18 protein-coding genes are annotated in these 18,205 nt (G+C 61.9%); 4 read left to right on the plus strand and 14 right to left on the minus strand.

The window, feature by feature from the left end; genetic code table 11:
* Positions 1-3: 3 nt before the first annotated feature.
* The 7 genes from AC0L3L_RS07630 to AC0L3L_RS07660 form a co-directional block, all read right to left on the minus strand.
* A complete protein-coding gene (locus tag AC0L3L_RS07630) occupies positions 4-1,599 on the minus strand; it encodes an ABC transporter substrate-binding protein (RefSeq protein ID WP_473487634.1) in 1,596 nt (531 codons plus the stop codon).
* Between the two features lie 603 nt (positions 1,600-2,202).
* Positions 2,203-4,116 carry a 1-deoxy-D-xylulose-5-phosphate synthase gene (dxs, locus tag AC0L3L_RS07635; protein WP_473637133.1) on the minus strand — a complete coding sequence of 638 codons (1,914 nt, stop codon included), beginning with the start codon at positions 4,114-4,116 and terminating at the stop codon, positions 2,203-2,205.
* Between the two features lie 133 nt (positions 4,117-4,249).
* Positions 4,250-5,170, minus strand: coding sequence for a pirin family protein (locus AC0L3L_RS07640; RefSeq protein WP_473487636.1), 921 nt, complete (start codon positions 5,168-5,170; stop codon positions 4,250-4,252).
* A gap of 40 nt (positions 5,171-5,210) precedes the next feature.
* Positions 5,211-5,477, minus strand: a complete 267-nt coding sequence (locus tag AC0L3L_RS07645; protein ID WP_123147057.1) for a DUF2277 domain-containing protein — start codon at positions 5,475-5,477, stop codon at positions 5,211-5,213.
* A gap of 109 nt (positions 5,478-5,586) precedes the next feature.
* Positions 5,587-5,838: an exodeoxyribonuclease VII small subunit gene (locus AC0L3L_RS07650; protein ID WP_258119043.1), complete on the minus strand. Its 252-nt coding sequence runs from the start codon at positions 5,836-5,838 to the stop codon at positions 5,587-5,589.
* 3 nt (positions 5,839-5,841) lie between these two features.
* On the minus strand, positions 5,842-6,768 hold the full coding sequence (locus tag AC0L3L_RS07655) for a histone deacetylase family protein (protein ID WP_473487690.1): 927 nt from the start codon (positions 6,766-6,768) through the stop codon (positions 5,842-5,844).
* A gap of 182 nt (positions 6,769-6,950) precedes the next feature.
* Positions 6,951-7,595: a TetR/AcrR family transcriptional regulator gene (locus AC0L3L_RS07660; RefSeq protein ID WP_473487637.1), complete on the minus strand. Its 645-nt coding sequence runs from the start codon at positions 7,593-7,595 to the stop codon at positions 6,951-6,953.
* Positions 7,596-7,714: 119 nt separating this feature from the next.
* Between AC0L3L_RS07660 and AC0L3L_RS07665 the strand changes: the two genes are divergently transcribed.
* A complete protein-coding gene (locus AC0L3L_RS07665; RefSeq protein ID WP_473637134.1) occupies positions 7,715-8,935 on the plus strand; it encodes an MFS transporter in 1,221 nt (406 codons plus the stop codon).
* Between the two features lie 61 nt (positions 8,936-8,996).
* Here the strand turns inward: AC0L3L_RS07665 and ribB are convergent, their stop codons facing one another.
* Positions 8,997-10,097, minus strand: a complete 1,101-nt coding sequence (ribB, locus tag AC0L3L_RS07670) for a 3,4-dihydroxy-2-butanone-4-phosphate synthase (protein WP_473487639.1) — start codon at positions 10,095-10,097, stop codon at positions 8,997-8,999.
* A gap of 162 nt (positions 10,098-10,259) precedes the next feature.
* Positions 10,260-11,369 carry a chorismate synthase gene (gene aroC / locus AC0L3L_RS07675; RefSeq protein WP_473637135.1) on the minus strand — a complete coding sequence of 370 codons (1,110 nt, stop codon included), beginning with the start codon at positions 11,367-11,369 and terminating at the stop codon, positions 10,260-10,262.
* Between the two features lie 277 nt (positions 11,370-11,646).
* On the opposite strand from aroC, the gene AC0L3L_RS07680 reads away from it, so the two are divergent.
* Positions 11,647-11,910: a DUF1344 domain-containing protein gene (locus AC0L3L_RS07680; protein ID WP_128242504.1), complete on the plus strand. Its 264-nt coding sequence runs from the start codon at positions 11,647-11,649 to the stop codon at positions 11,908-11,910.
* A 597-nt stretch (positions 11,911-12,507) separates the two neighbouring features.
* Here AC0L3L_RS07680 and AC0L3L_RS07685 read toward each other — a convergent pair.
* On the minus strand, positions 12,508-13,011 hold the full coding sequence (locus AC0L3L_RS07685) for a hypothetical protein (protein WP_473637136.1): 504 nt from the start codon (positions 13,009-13,011) through the stop codon (positions 12,508-12,510).
* 395 nt (positions 13,012-13,406) lie between these two features.
* Here AC0L3L_RS07685 and AC0L3L_RS07690 point away from each other — a divergent pair, with 395 nt between their 5' ends.
* Positions 13,407-14,195, plus strand: a complete 789-nt coding sequence (locus AC0L3L_RS07690) for a DUF1194 domain-containing protein (protein WP_473545376.1) — start codon at positions 13,407-13,409, stop codon at positions 14,193-14,195.
* A gap of 145 nt (positions 14,196-14,340) precedes the next feature.
* Here AC0L3L_RS07690 and AC0L3L_RS07695 read toward each other — a convergent pair whose 3' ends face one another.
* The 4 genes from AC0L3L_RS07695 to AC0L3L_RS07710 all read right to left on the minus strand — a co-directional run bounded on the left by AC0L3L_RS07695 (position 14,341) and on the right by AC0L3L_RS07710 (position 17,438).
* A complete protein-coding gene (locus AC0L3L_RS07695; protein ID WP_473487644.1) occupies positions 14,341-14,928 on the minus strand; it encodes a histidine phosphatase family protein in 588 nt (195 codons plus the stop codon).
* 54 nt (positions 14,929-14,982) lie between these two features.
* Positions 14,983-15,801 carry an enoyl-ACP reductase FabI gene (gene fabI / locus AC0L3L_RS07700; RefSeq protein WP_473487645.1) on the minus strand — a complete coding sequence of 273 codons (819 nt, stop codon included), beginning with the start codon at positions 15,799-15,801 and terminating at the stop codon, positions 14,983-14,985.
* Positions 15,802-15,941: 140 nt separating this feature from the next.
* On the minus strand, positions 15,942-16,862 hold the full coding sequence (locus AC0L3L_RS07705) for a DnaJ C-terminal domain-containing protein (RefSeq protein WP_123147048.1): 921 nt from the start codon (positions 16,860-16,862) through the stop codon (positions 15,942-15,944).
* A 99-nt stretch (positions 16,863-16,961) separates the two neighbouring features.
* Positions 16,962-17,438 (minus strand): RT0821/Lpp0805 family surface protein, encoded by a 477-nt coding sequence (locus AC0L3L_RS07710; protein WP_473637137.1) that lies wholly within the window; start codon positions 17,436-17,438, stop codon positions 16,962-16,964.
* A 40-nt stretch (positions 17,439-17,478) separates the two neighbouring features.
* Between AC0L3L_RS07710 and pdxH the strand changes: the two genes are divergently transcribed.
* Positions 17,479-18,096, plus strand: a complete 618-nt coding sequence (pdxH, locus tag AC0L3L_RS07715) for a pyridoxamine 5'-phosphate oxidase (protein WP_292186738.1) — start codon at positions 17,479-17,481, stop codon at positions 18,094-18,096.
* Positions 18,097-18,205: the final 109 nt, after the last annotated feature.

The raw sequence follows: 18,205 nt of genomic DNA on the forward strand, positions 1-18,205 counted from the left end.
GGCCTAGGCGAACCACCAGCGTTCGGCGATCTTCGACCCGTCCATCGGCCAGTTCGACGCCAACTCGCCATGGGCGAGAGCCTTGGTGTGGGCATCGACATAGGAGTTGAAAACGAGGTTGATGAGCCCGCCGTCGTCATGCAGCAATTGCTGCATTTCGGCATACATGCCGGCGCGCTTGGTATCGTCGGTCTCCGAGCGGGCGGCGACGAGCAGCTCATTAAAGCGCGGATTTTTCCAGAACGTTTCGTTCCACACCGCTTCCGCCGCATAGCCGGTGGTGAACATCCAGTCGCACGTCGGTCGGCCGGCCCAGTAAGAGGCGTAGAACGGCTTCTGGAGCCAGACATTGTCCCAATAGCCGTCGTTGGGCTCCCGGATCACATTCAGGTTGAGGCCGGCGGCGCGGGCATGCTCCTGCCAGAGGAAAGCGGAGTCGGTAGCACCCGTGAACCCGGCATCCGCGACCGACAGGTCGAACTGGGTGTTCTCGGCCCCCGCCTTCTTGAGCAGGCTCTTGACCATGTCGGGGTCGTAGACGTGCTTCGGCTGCGGATCAGTCGCGAACTTGACGGTCGGCGCGATCGGATTGTCGTTGCCGATGGCGCCGTGGCCAAGAAACACCTTCCGCACGATCTCGTCACGATTGAGCGAGTACTTCAACGCATTGCGCACATCGGGATTGTCGAAGGGCGCCTTCTGGACGTTCATGACATAGACGTAGTGGCCGTAGCCCGTCGTCTCTGAGATCACGAGATCGGGGTTCTGCTTCAAAATGTCGAGCGTCTTCAGATCGCAGCGATCCATGTAATGGACTTCGCCGGTGTTGAGCGCGTTGGTGCGCGCCGTTACATCATTGATCGCCAGGTATTCGACACGGTCGAACCAGCCCTTGTCGGATTTGAAGTAGTTCGGGTTCTTATTAAAGGTGGCGATGACGCCCGGCTCGAACTTTTCGAGCATATAGGGGCCGGTGCGGGTGCCCGACTCCCAGTCGACGCCGCCCTCTTTCGCCGGCATGACCAGGATGTCCGACATGATGTAGGGGAAGTCGGCATTGCCGCCGTCGAGTTCGAACACCACCGTCAAGGCACCGTCGGCGACGACATTCCTGACCGTAGCCAAGAGCGATTTCATCATCGATTTCGTGCCCTCCATGGTGTGATGCCTGACCGAGGCCACGACATCATCAGCGGTAACCGTCTTGCCATTGTGAAAGGTGGCGCCTTTCCTCAGTTTGAACACCCACTTCTTGGCGCCGTCTGACGGCTCAAAGCTCTCGGCGAGGTCGGGGACCACGTTGCCCTTGGAATCGATCTCGGTCAGGCTGTTCGACAAGGTTCCCCCTAGCGCGGTGCCGGTGAACCGGTTGACGTAGGTACTCGGGTCCAGTGAATCGGTGGCGGCGGCATCGCTGATGCCGATCTTCAAGGTGCCGCCCTTCTTGGGCTCGGCGCGCGCGACCCTGACGAACATTGCATTGGCGGCCGTGGCGGTAAGGCCGGAGGCGAGCGCCAGCTGAACAAAGTCACGACGCGAAACCCTGCCTTTGGCGGCAAGCGTGGCGGCCAACTTCAGTTTCGTTTCAAATTCCGTCACAGATGCTCACCCTCGAACGGAAGATCATGCGAGACCCTCGGCGGCCCGAGAGACTTAGGACGATAGCACAACAGGCATTCCCGAGCTAACGAGGACCTCCGGCAGCGCACGGTCGGACTCGTGTCCTCTCGCTTGCTCCCGCGCGGACTTGGGCCTCGCCCGGGGCGGATGGATCGGTCGATATTCAGTTCGTTGGCTGCGACGGAAAGATTGCCAACTGTATTTCGATTACACCAGGCTGGAGTTACTGGGTCCGCCTCTATCACCCGCGCACGCAAATTTTAGATCGCATATGGGTATTCCCGGAGCCGAAGCTGATGAATTGATATGAGGATGTCGAATGTCCGCTCTTTCAAAGCTGCCCTGGAATCGCTTTCGCTAATGTCCGTTTCTGGCTGGTCGCTCATTTCCAGTCGACAATCGAACGGCACGAAACCACCCAGTTCTGCTCTTCACACGCGGTAGCAAGCATCAGGATTTCAATCTGCTTCTAGAAGATTGGCCGCGAGACCAGAGACACCGTAGGCGAATGCCAAATGACAACGCAAACAGTCAGTTACGACCGCGCGTCGGGAAGCTTATTCAAGCCGTTGAGATTTTGATTCAGGCGCTTTGCGCGCTGGCGGTGTGTCCCAGCGCCACGAAGACGGTGCGCACGATACCGGCGGCATCAAGCCCGGCGTCGGCGTACATCTTTTCGGGCTTGGCGTGATCGACGAAGCTGTCGGGCAACACAAGCGGGCGTACCTTCAGGCCGTTTTCCAGCAGCCCTTCATGGGCCAGGAATTGCAGCACATGGCTGGCGAAGCCACCGACCGCGCCCTCTTCCACTGTTACCAGCACCTCATGCGAGCGCGCCAGCCGCCGGATCAGGTCCTCGTCGAGCGGCTTGGCGAAACGAGCATCGGCGACCGTGGTGGAAAGCCCTGCCGCGCCGAGTTCCTCGGCCGCAGCCAGGCAATCCTGCAGCCGCGTGCCGAAGGAAAGGAGCGCAACCTTGGTGCCCTCCTTGACGATACGGCCCTTGCCGATTTCGAGAACCGAGCCACGCTCTGGCAAGTCGACGCCGACGCCGTTGCCGCGCGGGTAGCGGAAGGCGATGGGGCCTTCATCGTAGCTTGCCGCCGTGCGCACCATGTGGCGCAGTTCCGCCTCGTCCGCCGCAGCCATGACGACGAAACCGGGCAGCGTCGCCAAAAAAGTCGTGTCAAAGGCGCCGCAATGGGTCGCCCCGTCGGCACCGACGAAGCCGGCGCGATCGATCGGAAAGCGGACCGGCAGTTTTTGGATGGCGACGTCATGGACGACCTGGTCATAGGCGCGCTGCAGGAAGGTCGAATAGATCGCAGCGAAAGGTTTGAAGCCTTCCGTGGCAAGGCCGGCGGCAAAGGTCACCGCATGTTGCTCGGCGATACCGACGTCGAAGGTCCTCGACGGGAACGCCTCGCCGAAGAGGTCGAGGCCGGTGCCGTTCGGCATGGCGGCGGTGATGGCGACGATGCGGTCGTCCTCTCGGGCCTCCTGGACCAGGCTTTCGGCAAAGACCTTCGTGTAGCTCGGCGCGTTGGCCGGCGCCTTGGCCTGGGCGCCGGTGATGACGTCGAACTTGTTGACGCCGTGATATTTGTCGGCGGCCGCCTCGGCCGGTCCATAGCCCTTGCCCTTCTGGGTCACGACGTGGATCAGCACCGGGCCGTCGGCATTGTCGCGGACGTTCTTCAGCACCGGGATCAGGTGCTCGAGATTGTGACCGTCGATCGGGCCGATGTGATAGAAACCCATTTCCTCGAACAGCGTGCCGCCAGTGACGTAGCCGCGCGCATGTTCGACCGCCCGCTTGATGGCGCGATCGGCGCGCTCGCCCAGATAAGAAGTCAGCTTCTTGCCGAAATCGCGCAAGCCCAGATAGGCCTTGCCCGACGCAAGGCGGGCCAGATAGGCGCTCATTGCGCCGGTCGGCGGAGCGATCGACATGTCGTTGTCGTTGAGGATGACGATCAGACGGGCATCGAGCGCGCCGGCATTGTTCATCGCCTCATAGGCCATGCCGGCCGACATGGCGCCGTCGCCGATAACGGCAATGACATTGTTGCGGCCACCGGAGAGATCGCGTGCCATTGCCATGCCGAGGCCGGCGGAAATGGAGGTCGACGAGTGGGCGGCGCCGAACGGATCGTATTCGCTCTCGGCGCGCTGGGTGAAGCCGGACAGGCCGCCCTCTTGCCGCAGCGAGCGGATACGGTCGCGGCGGCCGGTCAGGATCTTGTGTGGATAGGCCTGGTGACCGACATCCCAGATCAGCCGGTCCTCTGGCGTGTTGAAGACATAGTGCAATGCGACCGTCAGTTCGACCACGCCAAGGCCAGCACCGAGATGTCCGCCGGTGTGGGACACGGCGTCGATCAACTCGGTGCGAAGCTCCAATGCCAACTGCGGCAGATCACGTTCGTCAAGCGTCCTGAGGTCGGCGGGTATGCGGACCTTGTCGAGAAGGGGCGTATGGAGCTTTGCGTTCACTGGTGGTAGGGCCTGCTTTTTATTCACGTGCGAAATAGGCCGCTGGCCGGCGAATGTAAATGCGTGTGAGTGACGCGGGCCAGATTCAAAGTGTTAAGGTTTCCTTTGCGTGTCCAAAACCGCACGCGGCGCTCTAATTGTCCGGCAGAGGAATGAACTCTTCTTCATCCCCAGGAACGATATCGAAGCGGCCTGTCTTCCACTCTTCTTTGGCCTGTTCGATGCGTTCCTTCGACGATGACACGAAATTCCACCAGATGTAGCGCTTCGAGCCAAGTGAGGCGCCGCCGAACAGCATAAAATGCGCTCCACCCTCCGAGGACACGACAATCTCGTCGCCGGGCCGAAACACCAGCAGCCGCTCTGCCGGAAAGCGGTCGCCGGAGATCGAGACCTCTCCCTCCAACGTATAGATGGCGCGCTCCTCGGCATTGGCAGGGATTTTCACGCTGGCGCCGGGCGCCAGGCTGAGGTCTGCATAGAGCGTTTCAGAAGCGGTCACGACCGGAGACCGCAGCCCGGAAAAGGCGCCGATGACAACGCGCCCGCTGACGCCTTCGGCGTCGATCTCGGGCAGACGCATGGCCGCCGTATTCTCGAAGATCGGGTCGACCTCCTCCTTGTCGTCGGGCAGCGCCAGCCATGTCTGCAGGCCGGAAACCGACATCGGCGCGCCGCGCAGCTCCTGTGGCGTACGCTCGGAATGGACGATACCGCGGCCGGCGGTCATCAAATTCACGTCGCCGGGCTGGATTACCATTTCGGTGCCGAGCGAATCGCGATGCCTGATCTTGCCGTCGAACAGGTAAGTCACCGTCGACAGGCCGATATGCGGATGCGGACGGACGTCGAGCGCCTGGCCGGCCCGCAAAATCGCCGGGCCCATGCGATCGAAGAAGATGAAGGGACCGACCAGCCGACGCCTGGCGGTCGGCAAGGCACGGCGAACCTGAAAGCCGCCAATGTCCTTGGCGTTCGGAATAACCATCAGTTCGATCTGGTCGCTGGCGAAGGCGTCACCGGGCAGGGGGTCGTTTCCGGGGAAGAAGCTCACGAAACCTCCTTGTCAGCAGCAATGCACGGTTGCCATCAAATTAGGCGAAACGGATTGCCGCTTTTGCGCGCGCCTTGGCCGCGACTTCCTCGCGACTGCGCGGATGGTGCGTGGTTTCGAGAGAATCGAGAAGCTCGCGAGCCGACGCAGCGATAGCATCGACGGCATGATCGAAGGCGTCCTGATTCCGCTTCGAGGGTCGTGTCGATCCGCTCAGCTTGCGGACGAACTGAAGCGCCGCGTCGCGAATTTCCTCGTTCGTCGCCGGCGGATCAAAATTGAACAGGGTCTTGATGTTTCTGCACATCGCTTTTCTGGACCTCCGCGTCTCGCTTTTATCCTAGTTTGAGCATGATCTTGTCCGAAAACCGGTTTCCGCTTTGCGCCAACGCGGACCTTCGGTTCGGGATCATGCATTACTCCGCGTCCAGCGGCTCTGTCCCCACAGGCTTGCCGTCGCGCGAAAGCCTGATCTTCTCGACCTTATCCTCGGCCGCCTTGAGCAGCCGATCGCAATGTACCTTCAGTGCCTCACCGCGCTCATAAATGCGGATCGACTGATCGAGCGGCACGTCGCCGCGCTCCAGATCATCGACGATTTTCTCCAGCGCGTCGAGCGCCTGCTCGAAGCTCATCGCCTTGACGTCTTCGTTGCTCTCACCAGCCATCGTTCATCCTTTCATCAGTCGCCCGACATGGGCGGCGACCGAAAATGCCAATCCCTGCAGATCGTAGCCGCCCTCGAGCAGGCTGACGAGCCGGTTGTCGCTGTGACGACCGGCGCGCTGCATCAGCTGGCCGGTTGCCCAGTCGAAATCGTCCTCGGTCAAGTTGATCTCGGCCAGCGGATCGCGGTGATGCGCGTCGAAGCCGGCGGAAATTATGATGAGGTCGGGCGCGAAATTGTCGAGCGCCGGCAAGATGCGCGACAGGAAAGCGTCGCGGAAAACCTCGCTGCCGGTCTGCGGCGCCAGCGGCGCGTTGACGATATTGCCGGCGCCGGTTTCGCTCACGGCTCCGGTTCCGGGATAAAGCGGCATCTGGTGCGTCGAGCAATAGAGCACCGACGGATCGTCCCAGAAAATATCCTGCGTGCCATTGCCGTGATGCACGTCCCAGTCGACGATGGCAACGCGCTCGGCCTGGTGCTGCCTTTGCGCGTAGCGCGCCGCGATCGCCGCGGTGTTGAACAGACAGAAGCCCATGGACGTCGTCTTTTCGGCGTGGTGGCCGGGCGGGCGGGCGGCGACAAAGACATTGGCGACGTTGCCCCGAAAGACATCGTCGACGGCGGCGTTGGCAGCGCCGATCGCCGTCACGGCCGCCTGCCAGCTTTTCGGGCTGGCGGTGGTGTCGGCGTCGACGCGAGCGATACCGGTGTCCGGTATCGTAGCGCGGACCCGTTCGACGAATTCCTGCGGATGTGCGTAGAGGATGGTGGCCTCGTCGCCTTCCGGCGCCTCGGCACGATCAAGGGCGGCAAAGGCTTCGTCGTCGAGCACGCGTTCGATAGCGCGCAGGCGGTCCGGCCGCTCCGGATGACCGGGCGGCGTTATGTGCTCGAGAAAGATCGGGTGGGTATAAAGCCTTGTTACCATGCCCCCGATATAGGCGCGCCCGGCGGCTTTGACCATGTTTTTGGCACGGCCAAAGGCAGACGTTCAACAGGGTTTAGATGTTGGATGCTGGTTGGGTCCGGCGCGAGCTACCGACCGATGCTCGGCCAGCCGCCGGTCCCAGTCGGGGTCGGGCACCTGGCCTTTGATGGTCTTGAACAAACTCAGGCCAGCGATTTGTCAATCTCAGCCGGTGCCTGCGGACCGCCAATCCTGCGGCCTTGCTTGAGCAATCCCTCCAGAAGCACGTTGAAGGCCTTCACCGCCTTTTTTGACGTCGCTTCGGGATCCTCCGAATTTGCGATCCACTGCGCGGCATGTAGCGAGGCGCCGCTGACCAACCTTGCTGCGGCTTCGGGATCAACGGCAACGATGGTTCCCTCGTCCCTCAGCCTTTGAAGGTTCTCGCTCATCGAGCGGATGCATTCGTTCTGGCTCGGCCATTGCGAAGGATCGCCGAGCACCGCCGGTCCATCGCGAAGGACGATACGCTGGATCTCCGGCTCCAGTGCCATCTCGATATAGGCGGTACATTCGTCGACAAAGCCCTGCCAGAGAGTGTCCGCCCTGGCCGAAACGATCTTCAGCCGGGCCAACATTTCCCCGTCGATCTCGGCGATGACCGCCTGGAGAAGGCCCTTCTTATCGCCGAAGTGATGATAAAGCGCGCCACGCGTCAGCCCGGCCGATGCGGTGAAGTCGTCCATCGACGCCTCCGCATAGCCGACAGTGCCAAAGGCATGGCGCGCCGCCGCGACCAGTTTGGCGCGGGTCTCCGCGATCATCTCCTTGCGTGGTTTGTGCCCCATTCGCTCATTCCTTCACATACGCCTCGTATATTAATTGACATACGCGTCGTATGTCATTATCTGATTTGCATACGCCACGTATATAAGTGGCTCGGCCTCAAAAATCCAGGAGTGTTCTCATGCCCAATCCCTATCGCGAAATCTTCAAGGCAAGGGGAGCAAAGGGCTTCGCCGCAGCCGGCTTCGTTGCCAGGATGCCGATGGCCATGGCTCCGATCGGGATCGTCGCGATGCTGTCGCAAACGCACGGTGAGTACTGGCTGGCCGGCGCCGTCTCCGCGACATATGCGCTGGCCAATGCTTTTGTCGCGCCGCAGATATCGCGGCTGGTGGACCGCCTCGGCCAATCGCGGATTGTGGTGCCCACCACCGTCATTTCCGCGCTCGCTTTCGTAGTGCTGATTGCGGCGGCCAATCAGGACTGGCCGATATGGACACTGTTCGTGTCAGCGCTGCTGGCCGCCGCAATGCCCAGCATCCCCGCAATGGTGCGCGCGCGCTGGACAGAGCTCTTCCGGGATCGCCCCGAAATGAACACCGCGTTCGCTTTCGAGTCGGCGGCCGACGAGTTGGTCTACATCGCCGGGGCATCGCTATCGGTGGGCCTGAGCGTCGCCCTTTTCCCGGAAGCGGGAATGTTGGCGAGCACATTGTTCCTCGCGTTCGGCTCGACAGCCTTCATCCTGCAGCGCTCGACCGAGCCGCGAGTGCGACCGGTGGAAATTGGTTCGCGCGGCTCGGCAATCCGCCTGCGGCCGGTCCAAATCATCACCTTGGCCCTGATCTTCATCGGCGCGACCTTCGCAACCACGGAGGTGGGCACCGTGGCGATCACCAAGGAGCTCGGCCAGCCGGGCGCCGCCAGCCTCGTCATCGGCGTCTATGCCCTCGGATCGTTCGTCGTCGGCATCATCATCGGCGCCCTGAACCTGAAAACACCGCTGCAAATTCAGCTTGCCATCGCGGTCGCTATCATCGCGCTCACCACGCTGCCGCTGCTCGTCGCAGAAACGGTACCTCTTCTGGCACTGGCCGTGTTCGTTAGCGGCGTGGCGATCTCGCCGACCTTCATCACGGCATTCGGCCTGATCGAGCGGCGCGTGCCGGAGGCCGTGCTGACCGAGGGCGTCACTTGGGTCATGACAGGCATAGGCATCGGCATGGCGCTCGGCTCCTTCGCCGCTGGATGGGTGGTGGACGCCTTCGGCGCACAGAGCGGGTTCCTGGTGTCGGTGGCGGCGGGCGCAATCGCGCTGGTCATAGTGCTCGCCGGCCAGCGCAGCCTTGCCACGGCGCATACGGTGTCGCAATCCGACGCAGCCGCGGTTCCTGCCGAATAGGCTCCTATGCGTCCGGTCCCAAGCGGGGCCGGACGCATGCCGGCGATCCGCTAGACCAGCCCTAGAGAATCTCGGTCTTGGCGATATGGATGCCGAAGCCTTCCAACCCGACATAGTGGCGTTCGCGCGAGGCGATCAGGTTGATCGAGGAAATGCCAAGATCCTTCAAGATTTGCGCGCCAAGACCGATCTCGCGCCATTCGCTTTCGCGGCGGCGCGCCTCTTCATGGTCCTCGCGATCGCCGGCAGCCGGCCGGTTGCGCTCCTGATGGGCGACGCCGACGGAGCCTTCGCGCAGATAGACGATGACGCCGCGCCGGCGCTCGCCCATCGATTTCATGATGGCGTCCAGCCTGTGGCTGGTGCCGAAGACGTCCGTCACAACATCCTCTGAATGCAGCCGCACCGGCACCTCCTCGCCGTCGCGGATGTCGCCGAAGACGATCGCCACATGGTGCATCGAGTCCCAGGGCAGCGTGTAGGTGAAGACCTGCGCCTTGCCGCCAGGCGTGTCGATGTCCGAACAGGCGACACGCTCGACCAAGGTTTCCTTGCGCTGGCGGTAGGCGATGAGGTCGGCGACCGAAATCTGCTTCAAACCGTTCTTTTCGGCGAAGGCCTGTACCTGCGGGCCGCGCATCACAGTGCCGTCATCATTGACCAGCTCGGAAATAACACCGACCGGCGGCAGGCCGGCAAGCTTGCAGAGGTCGACTGCGGCTTCGGTATGGCCCGAGCGCATCAGCACGCCGCCTTCGCGCGCAATCAGCGGAAAGATGTGGCCGGGGCGGACGAAATCGGACGCCCCGACATTGCCGTTGGCAAGGTTGCGCACGGTCAATGTGCGGTCGTCGGCCGAGATGCCCGTCGTCGTGCCGTGCTTGAAATCGACGCTGACGGTGAAGGCGGTGGTGTGGGCCGAGTCATTGTCGGCGACCATCGGCGAAAGATTCAGCCGCTTGGCTTCCTCGCGCGGCATCGGCGTACAGACGATGCCGGAGGTGTTGCGGACGATGAACGCCATCTTTTCCGGCGTGCAATGGACGGCGGCGACGATCAGATCGCCCTCGTTCTCGCGCCCGTCATCGTCCATGACGACGACGATTTCGCCGCGTTCGAATGCGCGCAGGGCTTCGACGATCTTCTTCTGGTCGTAAGGCATAAGGTGCTCGCTTTTGCTCGCGGGAGTAGGGCAGTAGGGCAGTAGGGGAAAGAAGAAAGTTTGTCACCTCGGCAGGTCGCGTAACATACTCCCCTACTGCCCTACTGCCCTACTGCCCTACTGCCTACTGCCTACTGCCCTACTGCCTACTCCCCTACTCCCCTACTCCCCTACTGCCTTCCCCGTCTGTCCCCGATGACGTAGATAGTGATCGGCGATCGCGCAGGCAACCATCGCCTCGCCGATCGGCACGGCGCGGATGCCGACGCACGGGTCATGCCGGCCCTTGGTCATGATCTCGACGTCGTTGCCGTCCTTGTCAATCGACTTTCGCGGGGTCAGGATCGACGAGGTCGGCTTGACAGCGAAGCGCGCGACGATCGCCTGGCCGGTCGAGATGCCGCCGAGGATGCCGCCCGCATTATTGGAGAGGAAGACCGGCTTGCCGTCATTGCCCATGCGCATCTCGTCGGCATTCTCTTCGCCGGTGATGCGGGCGGCCTCGAAGCCGTTACCGATCTCGACACCCTTTACGGCATTGATCGACATCAGGCCTGAGGCAATGTCCTGGTCGAGCTTGGCATAGATCGGCGCGCCGAGGCCTGCCGGAACGCCGTCGGCGACGATCTCGATCACCGCGCCGATCGAGGAACCAGCCTTGCGGATGCCGTCAAGATACGCGGTGAAGACGGCGATCGATGCCGGGTCGGGCGTGAAGAACGGATTTTCGGCGTCGCCAACGAAATTCCAGTTCCAGTTGGCGCGGTCGATCGATTTCTCGCCCATCGATACCAGCGCACCGCGCACGATCATGCCGGGCACGACCTTGCGGGCCAAGGCTCCGGCCGCCACCCGCGCCGCCGTCTCGCGGGCCGAAGAGCGGCCGCCACCGCGATAGTCGCGCAGGCCGTATTTGGCATCGTAGGTGTAATCGGCATGACCAGGCCGGTACTGGCGGGCGATCTCGCCATAGTCCTTGGAGCGCTGGTCGACATTCTCGATCAGCATCGACACCGGCGTGCCGGTGGTGATCATCGTCTCGCCGTCCTCATCCAGAATGAAGCCGGACAGGATCTTGACCTCGTCGGGTTCGCGACGCTGCGTCACAAAACGCGATTGACCCGGGCGGCGCTTGTCGAGGTCGGCTTGGATCTCAGCGCGCGTGAAGCGGATGCCGGGCGGACAGCCGTCGACCACGCAGCCGAGCGCTGCGCCATGGCTTTCGCCCCAGGTGGTGACGCGGAAAAGGTGGCCAAACGTATTGTGAGACATGAAACCAGCCCTGCCGGCATCGGAGCCGGCTTAGCACATGACCCGAAAATCGGAGCGATTTTTGGGGTCATGCGCAAAATCAAAGTGCTACAGCGTCCTGCGCCCGTCCAACAGGAACGCGCGCCGCTGCAGTCTGCGTTCTATTGGCGTTTTCCGCAGTGGTCAAACTGTGATCTGGCGGATTTAGTTTTGACACATTCGGTTGGTTTCTGCTTCCCTCGATCCGTCTGTTGAACACCCGCCGCCGCCGTGCCGGCGCAATGATAAGAGGACGATGATGCGTATCCTGATCGGCGCCGTTGCCGCGACTTTGCTGATTTCCACCGCCGCCTTCGCCGGCCAAACCGAAGGCCTGATCAAAGAGGTCGATAAGGACACGTTGACGCTGACACTCGACGACGGCAAATCCTACAAGCTGAACGCCGAAACCGATCTCGAAGCGCTGAAACCCGGCATGGATATCGTGATCGCCTACGACGAGACAAACGGCGAGAATGTCATCACCGACATGCAATTGCCGGACAGCGATTCAACCGAATAGAGTCATTCAGTTTGGGCGGTGCTGGCTATTCTCGCGAGCAACGATACCAGTTCCGGCTGGCGGTGGGTCTCGGTTTTGGCGAAGACGGCTTTCAGCTGATTCCTGGCGGTTTCGTAAGTGACTCCCAACTCATCCGCGACGGCCTTCAACTCTGCGCCCGATGAAACCCGGCGAGCCAGTCTCGCCTCGGCAGGGGTCAGCCCGAAGCAAGTCCGCAAGGCAACCTCCGACGGCTGAGGATAAATGTCCGGATCGATAAAGCAGACAACTATCTGACAGGATGCAAAGACGTTCGTGGTAATTCTTGGCAGGCGCGTGGGATAAGCTAGCAGAGGCCTGCCTCCGAGGCGGGGCAGCGGGACGGGGTCCACCATTGCTGGCAGGGTCGGATTTCGCAGCAGCCCGTGAAATGCGCCTAAGGGCATCAGTGGCGTTCTTGTCGGCACAAGCCAGATGGCGGCCGGTCACCCAAAGGTCTCGACCGAACAGGCTCTCTGCAGGTTCGTTCACCAGGATCACGGCGGCGTTCCGGTCAAGCATCTGCAGGCGTGCCGCTTGCGCTGAATGCACCCATCGCTCCTTCGGCACGCGCGAAGCTCAGCATTCTCGCGAGCGCGACCGCGGAACCCAACTGTCTGGAGAAGTCGGCAAGGCTCTGAATCTCGGATGGCGAAAAAGGGCCTTGCTGGATCGACCTCTGGATCGACAGGCACCAGAGGCATCGCCTGCCGCAACCTTCACACCCGCAAACCACCGCAGGCCGAATGGCGCGAGAAATTCCTGATAGTAGGGATGCCTGGCGATTTCCTCGGGCGTCAGTACGTCAAGCTCGCTGACGGCGCCTCTCCGGATCAACAGAGGCAACAGGTTGTACCGGTCGTCCCGGTCGATCCAGCCATCCTTGACGTATGTCTCGAGCGACGGACCCATTCGGCGACTTTTCGGTATGCCGGGGAAATGCCCTTTCGTGTCGAACAGCATTGCGCCAAAGCTTCCAGTGGCGTCCGCAGCCACATCCATTGCAGCATCCCAAAGCGCCGGGTCGGCCGCCGCTTCGGCTATGGCATTGCCCACTGCATTCAGATCGAAAGCCGTGCCCATCTCCGTCCCGCAGCCGAGAAGCAATCCGAGCTTATATTAGCGAAGTTGAAACTTCTAGCCGGCCGCGGACGAGGGAGCCTGACGAGTAGGGCTAGTACACTTGGTCTGACCCAGTTGGGGCATGCGCAAGATTTGAATTTCTATAAAACAGCCTTCGGGAACCGGCGAGGTCACGGGGTCAAAAGACGAACGACGCATCCTTGCGTGTTCAGTTGTCTCGGCGCGAGCGTAAAGCGGGCCGTAGGCGTCTTTTGTGAATGGGGGGATCGGTGGCTAAAATTGCAACGCACGGCGCACGCACCGTCCAAATCAATGGCGACATCGCCCCTACCAACGGAACTCTCCACGCTCTTACGGCGACCCCCGCAGTCGCACCGAAACACCGGGGCGCCCTCATGCCTACCCTCATCATCTGCACAAGCTGCCTTATTCCAGCTGCATCCGTCCGCGCGCAGAAGGCCGACACTGCGGTTGACGTGTGCCTCGTCCTGGCCGCAGATATCTCGGCCAGCATCGCCAATGACACAGCCCATATGCAGCGTGAGGGTCACGCTCAGGCGTTGAGCCACCGTGACGTTGTGTCCGCCATAGCCCTGACCCGCACTGGGCGGATCGCCGTGACCTACGTCGAATGGTCCAGCCATCATACCGCCCACACCATATTGCCTTGGCGCATTATAGAAAATGCGCGCGGCGCGCGAGAGGCAGCTGACGTTATTCGAGATATGGGCCACCGTACCGGTCAAGACCGCCTCGGCCTCACTAGCCTCAGCTGGGCCATTTCCTACGCGTCCCAGAGCCTGGCCCAGTGCCCCGCCACACCCGACCGCGCGGTTATCGACATCTCAGCGAATGGACCCAACAATGATGGTCCTGCCCCAGAGACTGCGCGGGACCACGCCTTGGCCATGGGCCACATCATCAATGCGCTTGCCATCCCCGCGCCGGTGCTACCACTTGACGATTTAGCTGTCAGCCTCGACCCATACGAAGGAGTGTGGCAGCACCCAACCGACTATCTCTATAGCCACGTTACCGGCGGTCCCAACAGTTTCGCGACCACAGCTCGTACATTGGAGGATTATTTTCCTGTCCTCCGCCGCAAAATCGTCACGGAGATTGCCGGTTTGTCCGACAATCCGCTTGAGCATGTGCAGGAAGTGGAGCTTGCCTGGCGGCCTTGATTTGAAAAGATAGCAGAGCAGGACCGCACCCGCCTGGGAGAGGCCGTACGGGGACTGGCGGCCAACCGCCGCCCGCTTCTCTACGTCGTCCCGACTTGGCATCAATTTTTGAATCAATGTCTGAGAAGGCCTGAACTCGCGTCCTTCAGAGCCACTCCAGGGTTCGTCCCTCCAGCCTGAGCAAGCGATCCTGCGGCACATCCAGGTTTGCGGCTTCTGCCTCGGGCATTCCCAGCACCATGCGAAACAGGGCGCGCACGACGCCGCCATGGGTCACGCAGACCGTCGGGCGGTCCAGCGCGTCGAACCACGGCTTTACCCGCTCGAGCAGCATTTGATAGCTTTCGGCGCCCTCGCCGGGCGGCAGGAAATTCCATTTGTCGAGGCGCCTCTCCCTGCCCGAGCCCAGATGCCGGGCCTCGAGTTCGGGAAAGGTGAAACCCTGCCAATCGCCGAAACTCATTTCGACAAGGCGGGGATCGGTGCGGTAGGCCCGCGGATCGAGCCTCATTGCAGCGCGAATGCGCTCCATGGTCTGGCGCGTCCGCCGCATCGGACTGGCGACAAAGTCGAAATCCTCGGGGTTATCAACGAATTCGGCAAGCCGATGGCCGTTGCGGGTCGCCTGCTCGCAGCCAAGCGGGTTGAGATCGGTGTCGGCCTGTCCTTGCAGCCGGGACTCGGCGTTCCACACCGTCTGGCCATGGCGCGCGATGTAGACGAGCGGATACATCAGGTCATCCGGAGAGCGGTCGAGAGCAGGCTGGAGGCGGGAGAGTTCGAGGGGTTATTCCTTGACGGTCGAAATATCAGGCGCGTCGACCGCCTTCATGCCGACGACATGGTAACCGGAATCGACATGGTGGATCTCGCCGGTGACGCCGCGCGAAAGATTGGACAGGAAATAGACGGCTGAATCGCCGACTTCCTCTTGCGTTACCGTCTGCTTCAGCGGTGAATTGTATTCGTTCCACTTCAATATATAGCGAAAATCGCCGATGCCGGAGGCGGCCAGCGTCTTGATCGGGCCGGCGGAGATGGCGTTGACGCGAATTTTCTTGGCGCCGAGGTCGACGGCCAGGTAGCGCACGCTGGCTTCAAGCGCCGCCTTGGCGACACCCATTACGTTGTAATGCGGCATCACTTTTTCCGCACCGTAATAGGTCAGCGTCAGCAGCGAACCGCCATCGGTCATCAGCGCCTCGGCGCGCTTGGCGATGGTGGTGAAGGAAAATACCGAGATGTCCATGGTGCGCAGGAAATTGTCGCGCGTCGTCTCGACATAGCGGCCTGTCAGCTCGTCCTTGTCGGAAAAGGCGATGGCGTGGACGAGGAAATCGAGCTTGCCCCAATGCTTGGCGATGTCGTCGAAGACCGCATCGAGCGTTGCCGGATCGGTCACATCGCAATGACCGACGACACGGGCGTTGAGTTCAGCCGCCAGCGGCTCGACGCGTTTCTTGAACGCCTCGCCCTGGTAGGTCAGCGCAATCTCGGCGCCGTTGTCGACGCAGGCCTTGGCTATGCCATAGGCGATCGACCGATTGTTCGCGACGCCCAGGACAAGCCCGCGCTTGCCGGCCATAATGCCTTGTCCACCCGTCATGTGAGCGCTCTCCGCAAGATCTTCTGCTTTGTGGAGTGGCTATCGCACAGGCACAGAGCCCCTTCAAGCGCTCAACACGGACAGTTCAGGGGACAAAAGCATCGCTCTACAGTGCCGCGCGTCCTTTTGGACGCGCAAAACTAGCGCTTTCGGTTGCGCATCAGCGCTTCGAGATCGCTGTCGCCACCTTCAGGCAGCATCAGCCGCACGTGCGCGTAGAGATCACCGTGACCGCCAACTTTTTCCGGCAGGCCCCTGCCCTTCAGCCGCAGGACCTTGTCCGAGCTCGACCAGGCGGGAACATTTACCGCAAGCCTGCCGGTCGGCGTTTCGACCGCCACCTTAGCACCCAGCACCGCATCCGCCAGTGCAACCGGCAGGTCGGCGTGGAGGTCGCGGCCTTCGACACGATAGCGCGGGTGCCGCCGGAAGCGGATCTTGACCAGCGCGTCGCCCGGCTGCCCCGGCCCTTGCTCGCCCTGGCCTTTCAGCCGGATCGTCTGGCCGTCCTCGACATAGGCTGGCAGTTTGACAGCGACCTTGCGCCCGTCGGGGAACATCGCCGTTACCTTTTCCGCAGTCGCCGCTTCCTCGATGGTGACGTCGAGCGTCACGTTCAGGTCGGCGCCGGACGGCGCCTGCCGGCCGGCGCCCGTCCCGGCACCGCGAGAGAAGGTCTCGCCAAAAATCTGGCTGAAGATGTCGCTGTTGCCGTCGAACGGATCGCCGCCCGGACGGCCTGAGCGAAACTCGAAGCGCGAGCCGCCCGGTCCTTGCTGCCGACGAAAGCCGGCGAACGGATCGGCGCCGCCGGCGGCACCCTCGAAGCCTTGAAAACGCGGCTTGCCCTCGGCGTCAATCTCGCCGCGATCGAAAGCCGCACGGTTCTTCTCGTCGCCGACGATCTCGTAAGCCTGGTTGGCTGCGGCAAACCGCTCCTTCGCCTTGGGATCCGGATTCTGGTCCGGATGATACTCCTTGGCGAGTTTGCGGTACGCCGATTTTATATCCTTGGCCGATGCGTTCTTGGCAACGCCCAGCACCTCATAGGGGTCGCGCATGCTTCCTGCCCTGGAGAAGAAGTGAGTCCACGATTGCCACCTATATGCGCTCGCATAGGAAGAAATTCCAGTGGCGCGCGGCCATATGATGGCGGAAAATCAGAGCGCTTTGAAGTCCTGCATCCGCCACGCGCCGGCGCCGGCCAGGCACACCTCGCCCTTGAACAGGGCGACGCCGTCGAAGCTTTCGCGCGACGCGGTGAAGCGGCGGCAAAGCTGACCGTTGTCCCTAGACTCCGCCAGTTCGATGATCGAGCCCCGCGAACCGGTATCGGAATTCGCCCAGGGAACGGCCTGCCCGCCAAGTTCCTGAATATCGGCGGAAGACACCGCGTTGCGGATCGTCGCCTGGTCCGAGGCGCGATCCTGATCGATCGGTGAGGCAACAGCAGGCGTGCTGCTGGTCAGGATCGTACGGTCGACCTCCGCCTGCTCCAAACTGAAGCCGCCGGCACCGCAGGCGGCAAGCGGCAAGGCGACCAGCACGATCGCGGCGGCCTTGACCGCAGCCTGGGCGCTGGCCGAAGCGATAAGGCTCCATTGCCTGCTGTCAAAAGGTTGCGCGATGCGCGACAATCGGCAATCTCCCCGGCCGGCAATAGAATTTGGAAAAACTATGAGCGAAACTGAGTTAACAAGCGGTGACTTTACCGAGGCTGCCGAGCCATTCCGCCTCTTTGCCGCATGGCTCGACGACGCGACGAAGAGTGAGATCAACGATCCCAACAGCGTAGCGCTGGCGACCGTCGATGCCGAGGGCATGCCGAATGTGCGCATGGTGCTGCTCAAGGGGTTCGATGAAAGCGGATTTGTGTTCTATACGAATTTCGAGAGCGCCAAAGGCCGCGAGATTCTTGGCAGCATGAAGGCGGCGATGTGCTTTCACTGGAAATCGCTGCGCCGGCAGGTGCGCGCGCGCGGGCCGGTGGAGATCGTTACCGAGGCGGAAGCAGACGCCTATTACGCGACGCGTCCGCGCGGCAGCCGAATCGGCGCTTGGGCCTCGAAACAATCGCGGCCTCTGGAGAGCCGCTTCGCACTGGAAAAAGCCGTCGCCGAATACACGGCGCGCCACGCGGTCGGCGAGATCCCACGGCCGAAACACTGGTCGGGCTTTCGTATCGTGCCGCAGACGATCGAGTTCTGGCACGACCGGCCTTTCCGGCTGCACGACCGCGTCGTCTTTTCCCGCAACGCCAAGGGTGGCTGGGACAAGACGAGGCTTTACCCCTGAGAGGGGTGGTCCCTTAAGCGGCTTCACCGGGGAGAACTGGACGCGCGGCAATATGGCATCGCCAAAATACGGTGGAGCACTAACGGCGCCGGCAAAATCTGGGCAAAAG

It is taken from the genome of Mesorhizobium sp. WSM4849 (assembly GCF_055811385.1).

Coding starts and splice junctions, on each gene's coding strand:
- AC0L3L_RS07645 (WP_123147057.1), bottom strand. CDS start 5,477: ATGTGCAGAAACATCAAGACCCTGTTCAATTTTGATCCGCCGGCGACG.
- AC0L3L_RS07650 (WP_258119043.1), bottom strand. CDS start 5,838: ATGGCTGGTGAGAGCAACGAAGACGTCAAGGCGATGAGCTTCGAGCAG.
- AC0L3L_RS07655 (WP_473487690.1), bottom strand. CDS start 6,768: ATGGTAACAAGGCTTTATACCCACCCGATCTTTCTCGAGCACATAACG.
- AC0L3L_RS07660 (WP_473487637.1), bottom strand. CDS start 7,595: ATGGGGCACAAACCACGCAAGGAGATGATCGCGGAGACCCGCGCCAAA.
- AC0L3L_RS07665 (WP_473637134.1), top strand. CDS start 7,715: ATGCCCAATCCCTATCGCGAAATCTTCAAGGCAAGGGGAGCAAAGGGC.
- ribB (WP_473487639.1), bottom strand. CDS start 10,097: ATGCCTTACGACCAGAAGAAGATCGTCGAAGCCCTGCGCGCATTCGAA.
- aroC (WP_473637135.1), bottom strand. CDS start 11,369: ATGTCTCACAATACGTTTGGCCACCTTTTCCGCGTCACCACCTGGGGC.
- AC0L3L_RS07680 (WP_128242504.1), top strand. CDS start 11,647: ATGCGTATCCTGATCGGCGCCGTTGCCGCGACTTTGCTGATTTCCACC.
- AC0L3L_RS07685 (WP_473637136.1), bottom strand. CDS start 13,011: ATGGGCACGGCTTTCGATCTGAATGCAGTGGGCAATGCCATAGCCGAA.
- AC0L3L_RS07690 (WP_473545376.1), top strand. CDS start 13,407: ATGCCTACCCTCATCATCTGCACAAGCTGCCTTATTCCAGCTGCATCC.
- AC0L3L_RS07695 (WP_473487644.1), bottom strand. CDS start 14,928: ATGTATCCGCTCGTCTACATCGCGCGCCATGGCCAGACGGTGTGGAAC.
- fabI (WP_473487645.1), bottom strand. CDS start 15,801: ATGACGGGTGGACAAGGCATTATGGCCGGCAAGCGCGGGCTTGTCCTG.
- AC0L3L_RS07705 (WP_123147048.1), bottom strand. CDS start 16,862: ATGCGCGACCCCTATGAGGTGCTGGGCGTTGCCAAGAACGCATCGGCC.
- pdxH (WP_292186738.1), top strand. CDS start 17,479: ATGAGCGAAACTGAGTTAACAAGCGGTGACTTTACCGAGGCTGCCGAG.